The sequence below is a fragment of the Arthrobacter sp. B0427-1-12 genome, from assembly GCF_059092905.1.
The window spans coordinates 39907-55531 of the sequence record NZ_JBNHIC010000024.1; the positions used below are offsets into that span (position 1 = coordinate 39907).

The 15625-nt window shown below is 65.8% G+C and carries 20 protein-coding genes and 1 tRNA gene; 8 read left to right on the forward strand and 13 right to left on the reverse strand.

The features are described 5' to 3' along the window. Positions 1-54 precede the first annotated feature (54 nt). From AC5RWU_RS14775 to AC5RWU_RS14790, 4 genes are all read left to right on the forward strand, one after another. The gene (locus AC5RWU_RS14775; protein WP_494031956.1) at positions 55-453 is read left to right on the forward strand and encodes a hypothetical protein; all 399 of its coding nucleotides are present in this window, start codon (positions 55-57) and stop codon (positions 451-453) included. A gap of 55 nt (positions 454-508) precedes the next feature. After that, positions 509-1009 (forward strand): hypothetical protein, encoded by a 501-nt coding sequence (locus AC5RWU_RS14780; protein ID WP_494031955.1) that lies wholly within the window; start codon positions 509-511, stop codon positions 1007-1009. 160 nt (positions 1010-1169) lie between these two features. Further along, complete coding sequence (locus AC5RWU_RS14785; protein ID WP_494037045.1) at positions 1170-1592, forward strand: hypothetical protein; 423 nt, start codon at positions 1170-1172, stop codon at positions 1590-1592. Positions 1593-1800: 208 nt separating this feature from the next. Next, on the forward strand, positions 1801-2127 hold the full coding sequence (locus AC5RWU_RS14790; RefSeq protein ID WP_494031953.1) for a hypothetical protein: 327 nt from the start codon (positions 1801-1803) through the stop codon (positions 2125-2127). Here AC5RWU_RS14790 and AC5RWU_RS14795 read toward each other — a convergent pair. From AC5RWU_RS14795 to AC5RWU_RS14805, 3 genes are all read right to left on the reverse strand, one after another. Next, positions 2124-2624, reverse strand: a complete 501-nt coding sequence (locus AC5RWU_RS14795; protein ID WP_494031952.1) for a hypothetical protein — start codon at positions 2622-2624, stop codon at positions 2124-2126. The genes AC5RWU_RS14790 and AC5RWU_RS14795 overlap by 4 nt on opposite strands. Positions 2625-2630: 6 nt before the next feature. Next, complete coding sequence (locus AC5RWU_RS14800; RefSeq protein ID WP_494002698.1) at positions 2631-2861, reverse strand: helix-turn-helix transcriptional regulator; 231 nt, start codon at positions 2859-2861, stop codon at positions 2631-2633. A 347-nt stretch (positions 2862-3208) separates the two neighbouring features. Beyond that, positions 3209-3919: an SOS response-associated peptidase gene (locus tag AC5RWU_RS14805; protein ID WP_494031951.1), complete on the reverse strand. Its 711-nt coding sequence runs from the start codon at positions 3917-3919 to the stop codon at positions 3209-3211. A gap of 450 nt (positions 3920-4369) precedes the next feature. On the opposite strand from AC5RWU_RS14805, the gene AC5RWU_RS14810 reads away from it, so the two are divergent. Continuing rightward, positions 4370-4573, forward strand: coding sequence for a cold-shock protein (locus tag AC5RWU_RS14810; RefSeq protein ID WP_494031950.1), 204 nt, complete (start codon positions 4370-4372; stop codon positions 4571-4573). Here AC5RWU_RS14810 and AC5RWU_RS14815 read toward each other — a convergent pair. From AC5RWU_RS14815 to AC5RWU_RS14845, 7 genes are all read right to left on the reverse strand, one after another. Then, entirely contained in the window at positions 4570-4812 is a 243-nt protein-coding gene (locus AC5RWU_RS14815; RefSeq protein ID WP_494031949.1) for a hypothetical protein, read from the reverse strand. The genes AC5RWU_RS14810 and AC5RWU_RS14815 overlap by 4 nt on opposite strands. Then, complete coding sequence (locus AC5RWU_RS14820) at positions 4809-5096, reverse strand: KOW domain-containing RNA-binding protein (protein WP_494031948.1); 288 nt, start codon at positions 5094-5096, stop codon at positions 4809-4811. Before AC5RWU_RS14820 ends, AC5RWU_RS14815 begins: the two co-directional genes overlap by 4 nt. Before the next feature lie 119 nt (positions 5097-5215). Further along, positions 5216-5848 carry a TetR/AcrR family transcriptional regulator gene (locus AC5RWU_RS14825; RefSeq protein ID WP_494031947.1) on the reverse strand — a complete coding sequence of 211 codons (633 nt, stop codon included), beginning with the start codon at positions 5846-5848 and terminating at the stop codon, positions 5216-5218. 125 nt (positions 5849-5973) lie between these two features. Next, entirely contained in the window at positions 5974-6420 is a 447-nt protein-coding gene (locus AC5RWU_RS14830) for a hypothetical protein (RefSeq protein WP_494031946.1), read from the reverse strand. 107 nt (positions 6421-6527) lie between these two features. Continuing rightward, positions 6528-7268 carry a hypothetical protein gene (locus tag AC5RWU_RS14835; protein WP_494031945.1) on the reverse strand — a complete coding sequence of 247 codons (741 nt, stop codon included), beginning with the start codon at positions 7266-7268 and terminating at the stop codon, positions 6528-6530. 194 nt (positions 7269-7462) lie between these two features. Then, entirely contained in the window at positions 7463-8881 is a 1419-nt protein-coding gene (locus tag AC5RWU_RS14840; protein ID WP_494037046.1) for a hypothetical protein, read from the reverse strand. 599 nt (positions 8882-9480) lie between these two features. Continuing rightward, positions 9481-9556: transfer RNA gene (locus AC5RWU_RS14845), tRNA-Thr, on the reverse strand. A 226-nt stretch (positions 9557-9782) separates the two neighbouring features. Here AC5RWU_RS14845 and AC5RWU_RS14850 point away from each other — a divergent pair. Next, a complete protein-coding gene (locus tag AC5RWU_RS14850; protein WP_494031943.1) occupies positions 9783-10475 on the forward strand; it encodes a phosphonatase-like hydrolase in 693 nt (230 codons plus the stop codon). A gap of 43 nt (positions 10476-10518) precedes the next feature. Here the strand turns inward: AC5RWU_RS14850 and AC5RWU_RS14855 are convergent, their stop codons facing one another. The 3 genes from AC5RWU_RS14855 to tmk are packed head-to-tail and all read right to left on the reverse strand — an operon-like array spanning position 10519 to position 13953. Beyond that, complete coding sequence (locus AC5RWU_RS14855) at positions 10519-12081, reverse strand: alpha/beta hydrolase (protein ID WP_494031942.1); 1563 nt, start codon at positions 12079-12081, stop codon at positions 10519-10521. Positions 12082-12133: 52 nt separating this feature from the next. Next, on the reverse strand, positions 12134-13276 hold the full coding sequence (locus AC5RWU_RS14860) for a DNA polymerase III subunit delta' (RefSeq protein ID WP_494031941.1): 1143 nt from the start codon (positions 13274-13276) through the stop codon (positions 12134-12136). Further along, positions 13273-13953, reverse strand: coding sequence for a dTMP kinase (gene tmk / locus AC5RWU_RS14865; protein WP_494031940.1), 681 nt, complete (start codon positions 13951-13953; stop codon positions 13273-13275). Before tmk ends, AC5RWU_RS14860 begins: the two co-directional genes overlap by 4 nt. Before the next feature lie 79 nt (positions 13954-14032). Here tmk and AC5RWU_RS14870 point away from each other — a divergent pair, with 79 nt between their 5' ends. Continuing rightward, the gene (locus AC5RWU_RS14870) at positions 14033-15253 is read left to right on the forward strand and encodes a trans-sulfuration enzyme family protein (protein ID WP_494031939.1); all 1221 of its coding nucleotides are present in this window, start codon (positions 14033-14035) and stop codon (positions 15251-15253) included. Positions 15254-15288: 35 nt separating this feature from the next. Next, positions 15289-15606 (forward strand): DUF2516 family protein, encoded by a 318-nt coding sequence (locus AC5RWU_RS14875; RefSeq protein WP_494031938.1) that lies wholly within the window; start codon positions 15289-15291, stop codon positions 15604-15606. Positions 15607-15625: the final 19 nt, after the last annotated feature.

Here is a 15625-nt window from a genome sequence, read left to right on the forward strand (position 1 = left end):
CGCACTGCGACACCAGGGGGACATGAAAAACTGCCCGGCACGTATCCTTGCTGCATGAATGCCCCGCCGCAGCAGCCAAGCCGGAACGATCTGGCGGAGCGCACCGGCCCGTTCTACGACACTTCCACCCTGTCCTCCTGGCTCGGCATCACCGAGAACGCTCTCGACCAGCGAAGCCAGAACGGAGCGTTACTCTCCGTCACAACGTCCGACGGGGTCCGGCTGTACCCGGCCTGGCAGTTCGCGCCTGATGGCAGACTCGTCCCTGGCCTGCCGGAGGTGCTGACTGTCCTGCGGGCCGGAACCGGTTCGGGCTGGACGATCGCCCTCTGGCTGGTAACCCCTGTCCTGGAACTGGACGGAAAGTCGGCAATCCAATGGCTTACTGAGGGCCGAGCAGCCGTTTGTGTCCTCGAGCTGGCACGCCGCGACGCCGCGGCATGGTCTGCCTGAACCGGTCGATTTCCGACTTCGTCCCTGTTCCGGGCTGTAGACGTATCCTTGCCTCATGAACCATCCCAATGCCAGGGCCACGCATGATCGAGAGCCGGACCTGACCCCGGAAGAGCGCCGATTCTGGGATCAACATTCCGGGATCGCCGCGTCTGAAGAGGAGGTGGAGCGAGCCATCGCGGCGAACGCCGCTGCGCAGGAAGCCGCCGATGCCGCGGCCCTCGGCGTCGAGGAGGTGGCCCGACGGCTGAACATGCCTGTCGCAGCCGTCCAACGGGACGCTTCTGCCCGCAGGCTGTACACATACACAGTTGGCGGGCGCACGGTATTCCCGGATTGGCAGTTCGCGGGTGAAAGGACCATTCCGTATCTTCCAGACGTGCTTCAGGCCCTGCCCGTGGACCTGCATCCTGGGGCGGTGGCAGGCTTCTTCCTGAGCCCGCAGCCGGACCTGGTCCTGGGTGACAGGCCAGCCTCGATCCGCGAATGGCTCCTGGCAGGCAGGGACATAAGTCCAGTGGTCAGGCAGGCCGAGGAGCTGGACACCGGCTACTGACGCGTCGATCAGGGTCCTGAGGCTGTATCGGGAAGGTCTGTCCATCCGTAACGACTCCGGGTACCTTCGTGGCATGAGCAGCGACAACGGGACTGTTGGGGCCCCCGGAGCATGTGAGGATCGGTATAGCCGGAAGGGAATCCGTGCTCTCGAAAAAGCTGTGCGGAATCTGGACACCACGGTGTCTCCGCAGCTGGCGCGCTCCATTCAGGCTGCGGAAAACCATGTCCGGGACAGGGAGTTCGGTCTGCTCTCCGCAATGCAGGTATCCGTCCTGCTCGGCAACAGGGCCGGGGATGTTCGGTTCGTCAACCGGATGCGCGCAGCCGGCAAAGTACTGGGCATCAGGCGCGGACACCGTTTCCTGTACCCGGGCTTTCAGTTTGCCGGAGGCAGCGTGAAGCCCGTCATCCCGCGCCTCCTCGAAGCCGGGCGTGCTGCCGAATGGGATGACAGCGATGTGGTTCTTTGGCTGTGTTCGCCCACCACCTATTTGCCGGGTGGGCACCGGCCGGTGGACTTTCTCAACGATGCCGACACCGTAGTTGCGGCTGCCCAGGCATCTTTCAACGTTGAATGGTGAGGGATGTCTGCGGATAGAGCCATTGGTCGTGGTCGGTGGCATTGATGGGCGCCCCTCCGGGTCCCCCTTCCGCGGCGTGTCCCCGGTCTGGTCGACAGTGAGCTGCTGAGGAGATTTCGGGCAGCGGATTAGCGGTTTTCTCTACGGGGCGGCAGGGAAGCTCGGCCCGACTGATGCAGTCAACGCTCTCAACCAGCTCATTGGCGTTGTGCGTGAGTCGATCCAGATCCAGGAGACCGAGAGCACGAAGCGCGAGAGGCTCAAGACGTACCGGGACATCGAGGTCGCGCGGATCAAGGCCTCTAAGAAGACCTTGCGGGACTATTTCGACTGGATTTTCGAAGAGCGCCGCGAGAAGCACAAGCGCCTGTTCGAGAGCCTTGATCTGGCGCTTGAGTCCGGCGACGTTTCAGCGATACAGACCGTCGTCAGAGGCATCGTCGAAGTCGCACGGATATCACCCCTCGTAGGCATCGGCAGTATCGGCGAATTGAGGTGCGCTATGGACGACCCGAACGCCGTCTTTGAGCTCTAGGTCGTGTGGATCAGGTCGCTCTTGCTCCAGATCAGCGCGGCGGCGAACCCGCTCGCAGCTCGGTAGCGGAACTCTTGTTTGTCGCCGAAGTCGATGGTCGTCCTGATTTCATCGAACTCGTCGCGGCTGAGCAGTTCCTGGGCGTGGGCGGCCACCACCTGGTCCCAGGTTCCCGGCAGACGGCCCTCGTGCGGCGGCGGGGCTTCTTCACCGAAGGTGTACGGAAACGCCTTGAGGGCCTCGACCAGTCTCCGGCAGTCGAGGCGGTCAACGAAGGCCCGCAGAATCATCTCCTCAGGTTCCGGCTCGCGGCTGGAGCTGCGCCGTGCGGCGGCCCTGAGCAGCCTGCCCGCCTGGGCCTCGCTGATGGAGAGCAGGTCGGCGACGTCACGCGGTGTCAGGCCATGGTGAAGGAAGCCCCTGGCTGCTCGCAGTTCATCGAAACGGGCCACGCGCTGCCGGGCCCGCCGGCGCAGCTCCTCAGGATCGTCATCCATGGAGCCTCAGTCCTCCGCCGGCGTTTCCTCGGGCAGGCCCGCCCGGATGCCGGCCGCTGTCTTCTCGTAGGCGGCAGCAATGTACTCGTTGTATTTGGAACGCTCGACACGCCACTGGCCCCGGCCACCAATCTGTATCGCAGGCAGCTCTCCGGAGCGGACCAGCGCGTACGCCTGGGCCTGGGAGATGGCCAGATCCTCGGCCACCTGGGGCAGTGTCATGAAGCGGGCAGGCATACTGCCATCGTATGCACACCGCTGGCCTGCCGGGCAAAAAAAGAGGCCCTCCGACTCAAGCTCTTGGGGGTAAGCGGAGGCGGAGGGCGCTTCCCTCAGTATGGCATAACGGACGGTCGGTAAATGGTCGGGCTGATACTTTGCACATAACAATCCGGTGTCAGGTGTTTTCACGCGGCAGCAGGGGCGGGCCGGAAAGTCAGGCGCCCTCCGGCTCCTGGCCTTGGGGGATGCACGGGAGGCGGAGGACGCTCGAAAAGTATGGCATAGGCAAACGCCTGTTATTGAAATATCCGGGATGCCGGGTTCCCGGCGTGTCCCGACCCGGAAGCCTTGGATGCCAGGGGCTATTCTCCGTCCGGCTCGATCAGCTCAGGTCCGTTGTTGCGCACCGAGTTCACCCGGTCACTGACAGTTACCGGCTCCAGCTCCGGATCGGGAATGGCGTCCAGCAGGCCGGCAACATCGGCCTTGGCGGTGGTCTTCGGATCCAGCCAATCCGCCTGCAGGTCTTCGGGCACGATCATCGGGGTCCGGTCATGAATGTGGCCCAGAGCATCGGCGGCCGGTCGCGTGAGGATGGTGCAGGTGGCCAGCCACTTGTCCGGATGCTCCTCGGGCAGGGCCGGGTCCGGCCAGAACTCATAGAGCCCCGCAAATGCCAGCAGGCCCTCATCTGCCGGGCGCAGGTAGGTGGGCACCTTCCCGTCGGCGGTTTTCATCCATTCGTAGTAGCCTTCCGCCGGCACCAGGGCCCGGCGCTTGACCGCCGCGGACCGGAACGAGGGCTTCTCCAGCACCGTCTCTGAGCGGGCATTGATAAGCCGGGAACCGACTTTGGGATCCTTGGCCCACGAGGGGACCAGGCCCCAGCGGACCGTTTCCAGGACCCGGGTCAGTTCCCCGGTCTCCGGATCCAGCCGCTCGAGGACCAGGCGCACCTTCTGGGTCGGGGCGACATTCCAGGACGGCCGCAGGTCGGTGCCTGCCGCCTCGTCGGCGTTGAAGGCAGAGACCAGGTCCCCGGTGGCTTTCGACATCACATAGCGTCCGCACATGGGAATGATTCTGCAGGATTCCAGGCCCCGGGGCCATCCTGCCGATTTGCTTAAACGGCGAGGCCGCCGGATCGATTACCTGATCCCGGCGGCCTGGCCGATCTCTGTTCTCCCCCAAGAACAGGTTCAGTTGCGGCTGGATCCATTCCCCCGAAGTGAATCCAGCCTGTCCGGCGGCCCAGGTCCCCCAACCCGGTTCGTCGAACTAACTGATAAATAGAATCGCATGTGTGAAGACCCATGCCTAGGGAGCGGACTACGCATCTTCGAACTACTTGGACATGTCCAGCCATCACCAGTTACTTAACTAGTGGGTGCCTGTCGCGATGGCGCCGTGCTACCCGCCCCTTGCCGCTCCGTCCGGCCCTCGCCTACGGTGGAAGTGGACGCCCCGCGGGTCAGGTTCCCGGCAGGGGAGCCGGCGGTGCAGCCAAGAAGGATGAAACAAGCATGGCAACAGGCATCGTGAAATGGTTCAACGCCGAAAAGGGCTTCGGCTTCATCGCCCAGGACGAGAACGGTCAGGACGTGTTCGCACACTTCTCCCAGATCGCCGCCAGCGGCTACCGCTCCCTGGAAGAGAACCAGCGGGTCGAATTCGACATCGCCCAGGGCCCGAAGGGCCTGCAAGCCGAAAACATCCGCCCGATCTAGCCGGGATGGGCCTGCCGGTAGGGGCGGGTCAACCAGATGCTGTACTCGGCCAGGTCGATGCCCAGAGGCTGTCCGGCCACACCCTCGCGGATCCACAGGACACCGTCCTTGGGAACGGCGGATTCGACCTGGCCGAAATAGTGGGTCACCCCGTTGCGCCGGGCCTCAATGTTGTCCCCGGGCCGCAGCGCGGGCAGGTCATGGACCCGCGGGATGTCGGTACTGGCAGTTTCCGTCATGGGATGGCTCCTTCGTTTTCGGCCGGCCGGGCCGGTCCCGGCATGTCTGGGAGGGGAATGGATCCTGGCTGCCGGCGGAGCCAGATGCTGAACTCCTGGGGGTCGACGATCCGGCGGTAGCCGGGCAGCGACTCGGCGATCCAGGCGATGCCCAGATCCGGGGCCACGGAGTCGACCCGCCCGCGGAGGTGGATCGCGTCACCGCGGCGGGCCTCGATGTAGTCTCCGGGCTTGAGCGCAGAGACGTCCGTGATACTGACGGCGGGGTCGGCGGTCTCAGCCATGTCATGCCTCCTGGAGATGCTGGCACTGCTGATTGCTAAGGATGCTTCCCATGCTGGCTATCAGTGATTACCGGAAGGTGACCGCAGCGTTGATTCCCGGTGTAGTTCCGCTTCGTGTTTCAGGAAGGAACGGGGCGGCGTGCCACGGCTTCATCGAGCGGTTCGCCTGTCAGCCGCTCATCGACGGTACGCCAGAAGTTGCGCATCAGCGCCTCGAAGGCATCAGTGGCAGCGTCGGTGTCGTCGTTGATCACCAGGTCGTACGCCAGGCCGTAGAACGAATTGACCAGCAGTCTGGCTTCCGTGGCCGCCTCGTCCGGTGGCAGGCCCTGGGCGGTCAGCCAGGTGCTGTGAAGGTCGCACCAGCGCGCGAAATATTTTTGGGCGATGGTGGTGGGCTCCGGTGCGACCAGGTCCTGCATGGCTGCCTCGAATCTGAGCCGGCGCAGCTGGCGCATGCGGTCCTGAACCATCCAGCGCCAGTTTTCATCTATCCATGCCCGGTACTGGTCCCGGGACCAGGATGCGACGTTCTCGGTCGTGATTTCCTGGGACAGTGCGTCGACGGTTGCAGTGATCTGGTTCATCATCTGCTCGCGGGTGCCGAAGTGGTAGACCAGCACGTAGGCGCTGACGCCCAGGCCCTTGGCCAGGGTGCGGAAGGACAAGCAGGACAGCGGCTTGTCCTGCAGGTAACCGATGATCTGGTCCATCAGTTCGGTCTTGCGACCCGGGTTCTTCGGTCGTGCCATGAAAAGAATGTATCGGGGCTTTCGTCGGCGCTCTAGTTTGTGGTCGTAATGTGCGGAAGCAAGCCCTTGGGTGACGGGGGGTAGCCTGCGTCTTCAGACCAGAGCGGAGTGTCCCAATGCCTGGGTCAGTGACGCTCCGCCCCCACCGGCTCCTCCAGAGAGGTATGGCCCGCACCATTGGCCGGAGGGCAGTGTGCCGCCAGGGCCGCCGTGTCCTTCCATGCCTCCATCACCAGGATCAGCCGGTCGAAGCGTTCGGATGCAATGCAGCGTCTGGCGGTGGAAATGGCCTCCCGGCCGAAGGCGATACGGGTGTCCCGGTCCAGGGACGCCAGCCAGGGGAACGCATCCTGCAGGCGCTGATCGAAATCCCGGTCCGGCTCCGGCACGGCTGCCGCCAGAAATGAGGCAATAATCTGCCCGGCGGCCCGTTGCCGTTCCATCGTCCCGGCAGTGGTGACCACCAGATCCTCCAGGCCCGGACGGGTTACGGTCACGGTGCCCTGGCCGGCGCTGGCAAAGGCAGCCTCGGGGCTGCAGATGAATTCGGTGAGCGTGACGGTCGACTTCATCCATCCGACCCTAGCTGACCCCCACTGTCAGCGGAACCGGCTTCAGTCCTCAGCGGAGGGTCTGCCGGGACAGGTCCGGGCAGGGGTCGGCTGCCCGGACCGGTCTTCTAGCCCTGGCTCTTGACGAAGGTGTCGTCGACAAGTTTGACCAGTTCGGCCTGCGCCTGGGACGGGACGTTGGCGCCGATCTTGACCGCGTTGACCGCCAGTGTTCCCTGGGTGCCTGCGACGGTCATGATCGTCTGGGTCTCCCCGGTGTCGAGGGTCTGGGTAACGATGACAGCGGAGGTTTCCTCGCCGGTGGTGGTCACCTCCAGTGGCTGGACCTGTGCGGTGATCGTCCGCCCCTGGGCCTGGACCTGGAAATTGGCGCACTCGGTAATGGCCTGCCGGGTCTGGGCGATCTCATCGGCCATGGCCTGAGGATCGGGAACGGCGACGAGGGTCACCGTGGTCAAGGTCTTCTCCGCCGCGGACTGGGTGGTGCCGGCGGCGTAGGTGCTGCCTTCGGGGATCTGCGCGCTCTCGGAGGCGAAGGCGGCGCAGGCCTCCGGGGTGACGGTGGCGGTGGCCTGCAGTTCCTGCGTCTGGGCCAGGATCTGATCCAGCTGGGCGGCCGGGATCACGGTCATTGGCTGGCCCTGGGCATCGGTGAGCGAGGAGACTAGCGCGGTCAGGTCCTCATTGGTGTAGGTCTTGGCCGCGGTGGGGGTCGGCGAGGGCGCCTCGGAGGATGCCGGTGCCGCCGAGGCAGGTTCGGATGATTCCGATTCAGCCTCGCCGCCGCAGCCGGTCAGTACCAGCGCCGACGCCAGCAATGCTCCGCAGATTCCGGTCTTCCGTTTCATGGGGCTTGTCCTGTCCACTAAGCGCTGTCCCAGCACAACGCGCCTGATGTGATACAGGCCACGCTACATTCGGGCTGCAGGACCCGCCAGAGTCCGGGGCGCCGGGCGGTACGGTTATACGTTCAGCAGACCGGGAAAGCCCTGCCGGTAGACTCGCTGACCGTCGGCCCCGACTGCCGGTTCGCCCGCGCCGTCTAGCTCCTGGACAGCATGGAGACGGCTGAATCGCGCATCTCCTGGACTTCGTCCCTGACGGCATCGACAGTACTCTTCGGCACGAACCCGTCGAGGAGGGCCAGTCCGTTTTGCGCGGCCGCGAAAGCGGCATTCTCGTCGGCAGCCTGCCCGTTCTGCCGGTAGACCTCCCCGAAGCGCTCCAGCAGATCGGCGCGCTGTCCGCTCAGCTCTGACACCCGGTGTTGGATGAATTCCAGCACCGTCCGCTGGATGCTCTCCCCGTCCGGCCCGGCTGGTTCGGGGCGCAGCCGCTCCACGTCTTCCGGGAGGACGGTCATGACATCCAGGTTCAGCAGCATACGGAAGAGGATCAGGGACCGCGGCCGGTGCGCCATTTTCGACGGCAGGACGTATTCTCTGCGTTCCCACTCGCCCTTGAGCATCCGCGCGATCCCTTTGGCGAACTCGTTGACGATGTAGCTGCGAAGCTTCTGCTGGGGGATGACGCTCTTGAAGGATTTCAGGTTGGCCGCGGACCGGAAGGCATTCCAGAGCAGGTTGTAGAACATGCCCAGGTTCAGCGGCCCCCAGTTCTCCCGGACCAGTTGGCGGACCCGCTCCTCCTGCTGGTCATCGAGCCCATCCCATCGCCGTTCGTCCACGTGAAAATCGATGTAGTGAAGCACCTCGTCCTCGATGCAGCGGACTGCGGCATCGACGATCTCATCAAACGGCCTGGCAATTAGCGCTTCGCCGTACTGGCGGTCCAGAAAGTCATCGGCCGCCTGAATACGCTGCTGGGGCATCCCCTCGCCGGCGAACATCCAGGTGATCATTTCCGGGTCGCAGAAAGCCTTCCCGTCTTCCTTGAAGACGACGGCGTCCAGGCTCGCATCCTCGGGGACCAGCAGGGTACTGGCCAGCTTCGCGACGTCCGGGAACGATAGGGTCTCCTTCAGAGCAAATCCCGGTATCCGTGCACCGTACTCCGCGGTCTGCCGCAGCGCCAGGGCGGAGAGCAGAACGTCCAGTGTGACGGTCTGCGGCAACAGGCGGTCGGATTTGTCAATCCACTGCTGTACCCGGTCCCGGCAGCGGTCACAGGTGATTCCCGTTCTGAAACGGGAGTGCTGGGCACTCCAGACCTTCCTGGCCTCCGCGCGGCTGCCCACCGGCACCGGCGGCAGCGGCTGACCGCACCGTTCGCAAGCCAGCCCCGTGAGTTCAGCCGATACGAACTGGGCCACATGCTGGGCCACCTTGTCCGCGTTACGGCGGTCGATACGGTCGCCCCACAGCTCCTTCAGGACACGGGGAAAGGACAGCTCATCGCGCTTGCTGACCTCGTTTTCCCAGTAGGCGATGGCCGCTTCGGTTTCCGGTCCGCGATCGCCCAGAATTCCCAGGCGGACGGCTCCGACATCAGCGTGTTCCAACTGCAAAACTCCCTGCTTTTCGGCACTTCTGAACTCCACCGTAGCGCCTCTTCGGGAGGCTGCGGTGAGCTTACCCAGCGGGGTATGCGCATGTGTTCAGGGGAGTAAAAATACCCAGCCAGGCATGCTCGGAGGCACCCATGGTCTACCAGACGCTGACCGTCATCGCCGGCAGTATCATCGTCCTGCTCGCGGGGCTGTCTCCCGGCACAGGTAGCCGAACGGATGCATCTGTCGCCTAAGACTATTGTCAATTGGTCCTCTACCGGTCTCGGCCCGACTACATTAACTCACCGGTGGTGCCCGCCGGTGCCCTCCGTTATAAGCGGCGCTTCGTTCGGCAGTCCGTGGACGCTCACGGGGGGCTTGCCTTGGTCGGCAGGGATCTTGTCTGTTTTTTGGCCTGGCTACATAAGGCCGACATTCCCGCTCCATCATATGTATCGGAGCCTGCTGACTTGATCGCTGCACGGTTAGTGTTAGTGGCCATCAACCGTGGGCAGCGAGGACGCGTAGGATCACGTTCATGGATCAGCGGATTTCAAAACGTGCCGTAAGCGTGCCGGACTCCGGCGGGCCGGGGCAAAAACCCTTGAATATGGAGCCTCCTACCAGAATCGAACTGGTGACCTTCTCATTACGAGTGAGACGCTCTACCGACTGAGCTAAGGAGGCCGGTTCCGGATTCCGGCGGAAATTGCCGGACCGAATCCACAAGGAACAACTGTATAAGAGCGGTGCACCGGGGTCAAAACCAAGACCTGCCGGACCGGCTCATACCGGCCCCGCGCATGTTCACCCGCTGGTTAGCTTGGCGTCATCCAATGGCCGTTCGCACCGTGCAAAATTACACGATCAGGGTGTCATACCCGCATTTCCCAGCAGCTGAAGGAGCCGTGCAGTGCCCATCGAGAGTGCCGCGTCCAGCAAACTGCGCCTTGCCGTACTGGACATGGGCGGAACCACCATCGATGAACGTGGTCTGCAGGAGACCGCCTTCACCCGCGCCGTCGCGGAGCAGGGCGTGGATCCGGAGGGCGCCCGCTTCCGGAGCATGTTCGCCTATGCGCGGGAGACGATGGGCACCTCGAAGCTGAGCGTCTTCGAGCAGCTGTTCGACGGCGATCTGGATGTTGCCGCCCGGACCAACAAGGTTTTTGAGCTCTTCTACGACGAGCTGCTCGCCGAGCACGGAGTCCAGCCGATCCCGGGGGCCGAGGAGGCAATTACCCGGCTGCGGGAGGCGGGACTGAAGATCTGCCTGAGCACCGGCTTCGCCCGCCACACTCAGAACATGATCCTGGAATCGCTGGGCTGGATGGGGCTGGCTGACCTCTCACTTTGCCCCTCCGACGCCGGGCGGGGACGGCCGTACCCGGACATGATCCTGACCGCAGTGCTCGCCCTGGATCTCGACGATGTCCGCAGTGTGCTGGTGGCGGGGGATACGACGTCGGACATACTCGCGGGGCTGCGCGCCGGCGCCAGCGTCGTGGCGGGCGTGCTGACCGGCTATCACGACGAGGCCGCGCTGCGCGCGGCCGGTGCGACCGCCGTCGTGCCTTCCATCAGGGAACTGCCGGAACTGCTGTAGGCGGGTTTCGACCCGCTGGTTCCGCGCCCGCTCAACCACCGGGTCAGCAGCGGGCTCCGTCCTCCGGCACCTTGCCGTCGATGAAGTAGTCGTCCACGGCATCTTCAATGCACTCGCCGGCGCGTCCGTAGGCGGTATGGCCCTGGCCCTCCCAGGTGACCATCACCCCGGAGTCCAGCTGGCTGCTCAGGGCCTCGGCCCATTCGTAGGGCGTCGCGGGATCGCCGGTGGTGCCGATGACCACGATCGGATCAGCGCCAGTGGCATGAATGGGATGGGGTTCGCGGACCGGTTCGTAGGCCCAGTCCTGGCAGGTGACGCCCCCGTAGGCGAGGTAGCGCCCGATCGTGGGGGAAGCAGCGTCGAGTTTCTCCGCATCCGCCTGCATGGCGGCGGGGTCGGTGGTCATGGTGTAGTCCATGCAGTTGAACGCGGTGAACGCGGCGGCCGTGTTGCCGTCGTAGCTGCCGTCCGGGTTCCGCTCGGCACCGAAGTCCGCCAGCCGCAGCATGTCCGTCGGGTCACCGTTGAAGGCACCGGTCAGGGCCTGCGTGAGCGTCGGCCAGTTCAGGTCGTTGTACAGCGGCAGGATGAAGCCATTGACGAAGGTGGCGACGGGTACCAGCCGGCCGTCGCTGGCCGTCATCGGGCTGGCCTCAACGGAGTCGATCAGTTCGCCGATCTGAGCCACGGCGTCGTCGACGCTGCCGTCCATGGGGCATTCCGGCCGACTGAGGCAGTCCTGGGCATAGGCGCGGATGGCCCGTTCGAAGCCGGCAGCCTGGCCGAGGGTGATCTCTTCGTTGGACAGGCTCGGGTCCATGGCGCCGTCGAGCACCAGCCGTCCGGACCGCTCCGGGAAGAGCTCGGCATAGGTGGCGCCCAGCATCGATCCGTAGGAGAAGCCCAGGTAGTTCAGCTTCGGGTCCCCGACGACCGCCCGCAGGATGTCCATGTCCCGCGCGGAGCTTTCCGTATCCACATGGCCCAGCAGTTCGCCGGTGTTGGCCGCGCACTTGGCTGCGAATTCCCCGGCGCTCTGCGCAGCCGATTCCCTGCCTTCGGCCGTATCCAGATCGTGGAACGTGCTGCGGGATTCATCGCGTTCGTCGTCGGTCAGGCACTTGACGGCCGAGGAACGGCCCACGCCGCGGGGGTCGAAACCCAGGATGTCGTAGTTGTCCCGCAGCCGGTCCGACGTGACCATGTTCACGCTGTCCCTGACGGTGGTGTATCCCGAAGCTCCCGGACCGCCCGGGTTGATCAGCACCGTGCCGAGCGGATTACCGGAGGCCTCGCTCCTGATGGCTGCGATATCGATGCTCTCGCCGGCGGGGTTTTCATAGTCCATGGGCACCGTGACGGTGGCGCACTCGAAACCGTTCTCGCAGTCCTCCCAGCGCACATCCTGGGTGTAATAGCTCATCAGCTCCGCGGGTACGTCACCGATGACCTCGGCATCCGCCGTGCGGTCGGCGTCTGCCCCGCCGCCGCTGCCAGGGAAGATCAGCTGGCAGCCGGTCAGCATGGCCAGGCTTGCCACCGCGGCTGCCGCCTTCAGTGCCGTACCGGCAGCCTTGGGCGTCCGACGTCGTGTGGTTGTCATGCTGTGGAGCTCCTGTGGCGCGATTGTAGGGGGACGCGGTTACTGAATGTCCCTACAGCAGGCTAACCGCCATGGCCTCAATAGCCAGCAACGGGGCGACATTCGTGGATACGATGCGGCGCCGGACCTTGTTGATCTCCTCGATCCGCAGCAGGGTCTTCTCGGCGGTGGAACGATCGGCGAAGGCCTCCAGTTCCCGGCGCCAGGCCTGGTTCACCAACTGTTCGCCATTGCCCACCTGCAGCATCAGCACGTCCCGGTAGAAGGAGATCAGGTCCGTCAGCGCCCGGTCCAGGTAGTCGTTCTTCGAGCGTTTCGCCCGGCGTGCCTGATCCTCCTCGAGGCGTTTGACCTGGCTGCGCATCGCGGGCGGAAGCGCGCCGTTTTCCGGCGCCCCGAGGGACCGGAGCAGGGCTTCCTTTTCCTCGGCGTCGCGCTGTTCGAAGGAGCTCTGGGCCTCCGCCTCCGCCAGGCGCACCAGCTCCGCGGCGGCGGCCATCGCGTCCGGAACCGTCTTCAGGTTCAGCGGCAGCTTGATGATCTGCTCGCGCCGTTCGCGCGCGCCCTCGTTGGTGGCCAGGCGCCGGGCCACTCCGATGTGGCTTTGGGCCGCGCGGGCGGCGGCCTCGGCCAGGGCCGGATCGATGCCGTCCCGGCGCACCAGCAGGGCGGCGACATCCTCCGGCGGCGGAAGGCGCAGCGAGACCGGACGGCAGCGCGAACGGATCGTGACCAGCACGTCACCCGGACTGGGGGCGCAGAGCAGCCAGATGGTCCGCGGCGGCGGTTCCTCGATTGCCTTGAGCAGGACGTTGGTGGTCCGCTCGGCCATCCGGTCCGCGTCCTCGACGAGGATCACGCGCCAGCGGCCGGTGGACGGTTTGTCCTGCGCCTTGGTCACCAGCTCGCGGGCCTCGTCGATGGTAATGGTGACCTTCTCCGTGGCAACCTCGGTGACGTCCGCATGGGTTCCGGCCAGCACGGTCCGGCAGCTGTGGCACTGGCCGCAGCCGCGCTCTTCGGGCAGTGGCCGCTCGCAGAGCAGCGCGGCGGCAAAGGCCTTCGCGGCATTGGAGCGGCCGGAGCCGGGCGGGCCGGTGAACAGCCAGGCATGGGTCGGCTGCTGGGCCTGGGCCGCTGCCTGCAGCTGCTCGACCACCGCAGTCTGCCCCTGCAGGTCGTCCCAGACGCTCATGGCAGCAGCCCGTTGACGCGGGCCAGGATGGCCTGCGCCAGTTCTGCGATCGGACGGTGGGCGTCGAGCACCAGATAATGCTGGGGATCCGCGTCCGCGCGCTCCAGGAACGCTTCCCGGATCCGCTTGTGGAAAGAGTCCGGCTCAGCTTCCATCCGATCGTCCGCGGCGTCGGCCGCGGCGCGGCGGCTGCGGCCGGCTTCGGGGTCGACGTCCAGCAGCACCGTCAGGTCCGGCCGGAGGTCCTCGGTGGCCCAGGCATTGAGCCGCAGGACGCTCTCCGGCCCCAGAGCCCGGCCGGCGCCCTGGTACGCAACGGAGGAATCGATGTAGCGGTCGCAGATGACAACGTCGCCGCGCAGCAAGGCGGGACGGATCACCTGCGCGGCGTGGGCGGCGCGGGAGGCGGCGAAGATCAGGGCCTCGGTCCGGGCATCGATGTCCCCGTGGCCGTGTTCCAGCACCAGGCTCCGCAGCTTTTCCCCGATCGGGGTGCCGCCGGGTTCGCGGGTGCGCAGAACCGTCCTGCCGGCGCTGCCGAGCGCTTCGGTGAGCAGCCGGGCCTGGGTCGATTTTCCGGCGCCGTCCCCGCCTTCGAAGGCGATGAAGAGCCCCGGATAGCCGGGGCCGGACTGCTTCGGGAACGTCTGGTTGCTCACCGGATTAACGTTACCCATAAACGGCCGGTGGTCCGCTTCTTCGTAATGCAGTGTGCATATTGGCCGGTGGAAACTCCGGAGGGTTAACCTTTCCTTCATGAGCGCTGGCCTTCCCGCAGAATACTCCAGTCCCGGACATTCCACTCCCGGCACCTCTTCCCAGGGGGCACGCCCCGGCAACGGTGCCCACCCCGTCCCGCTGGAACCGGATACCGTCGTCGTTGCCGCGGGCCGTCCGGCCCGGGAGCATGACGCGCCGGTGAACCCGCCGATCGTCCTCTCCTCCACGTTCTTCGGCCGCGGCGAGGTCCGTCAGGGCGACCGCGCCTACGGGCGCTACGCGAACCCCACCTGGGATCCCTTCGAACAGACCCTGGCCGAGCTGGAGGGTGCCGCGCTTCCGGGACTGCTGTTCGCCTCCGGCATGGCCGCCGTCGGCGCCGCGCTGTCCCTGCTGCCCGACGGCGGCACCATCATCATGCCGCGGCACAGCTACCAGGGTGCGCTGGCGCTGGCCCAGCAGGAAGCCGGCCGCGGCCGCTTCACCCTCCGCACGGTGGACATTGCCGATACCGCAGCGGTCACCGCCGAACTGCCGTCCGCCGACATGCTCTGGCTGGAAAGCCCCACCAACCCGATGCTCGAGGTCGCGGATATCCGCGCCCTGGCCGACGCGGCGCACCGGGCGGGCGCCCTCGTCGTCGCGGACAACACCTTTTCGACGCCGCTGGTGCAGCGGCCGCTCGAGCTGGGGGCAGACGTCGTACTCCACTCGGCGACCAAGTACCTGGCCGGCCACTCGGATGTGATCCTGGGCGCACTGGTGACCTCCGACGCCGGCCTGCGGGAGCGGCTGCTGGACTTCCGTTCGCTCCACGGCGCCATCGCGGGGCCGTTCGAGGCCTGGCTGGGGCTGCGCGGACTGCGCACGCTGGCGCTGCGGGTCGAGCGCTCGCAGGCGACGGCGGCTGAACTGGCCCGCCGGCTGGAGCAGCATCCGCGGGTCGACGCCGTCCGGTACCCCGGCCTGCCGAACGATCCGGGCCACGCCCGCGCGACGGAGCAGATGAGCGGATTCGGATCCATTGTCGCGATCGAGGTCGCAGGGGGAGCCGAGGCCGCGGATACCGTGGTCAAGGCGCTGGAGCTGTGGCTGCCCGCGACCTCGCTGGGCGGGGTCGAGTCGCTGATCGAACGCCGCCGCCGCCATGTGAACGAACCGGAGACCGTGCCGGAGAACCTACTGCGCCTGTCCGTGGGGATTGAAAACGTGGAGGATCTCTGGGCGGATCTGGACCGGGCGCTCGGCGGGGCATGATCCGGGCGCTCGGGGCGAACCGGTAAGGTTGAGCCGTGAATGTGCAACTGATCGAGTTCTGGCTGTGGAACCTCTTCGGCCTGGTGGCTTTCGGCCTGGAACTGTGGGCCCTGCTGGACTGCGTCCGGCACCGGACGGACAGCTTCCAGCGCGCCTTCAAACGCACCAAGGGATTCTGGTTGGGCATCACCGCCGGATCAGCCGCCGTCGGCGGCCTGTCATTGGCCGGCTGGATGCCGCTGTTCCTCGGGTTCATCGCGCTGATCGCCGCCTGCGTCTACCTGGCGGATGTCAAGCCCGCGCTGGCGGACGTGAAGGGCGGCCGGGGCCAGGGCCCCTACGGCCCCTGGTAAACGTTAAGGCCGGCGGAGG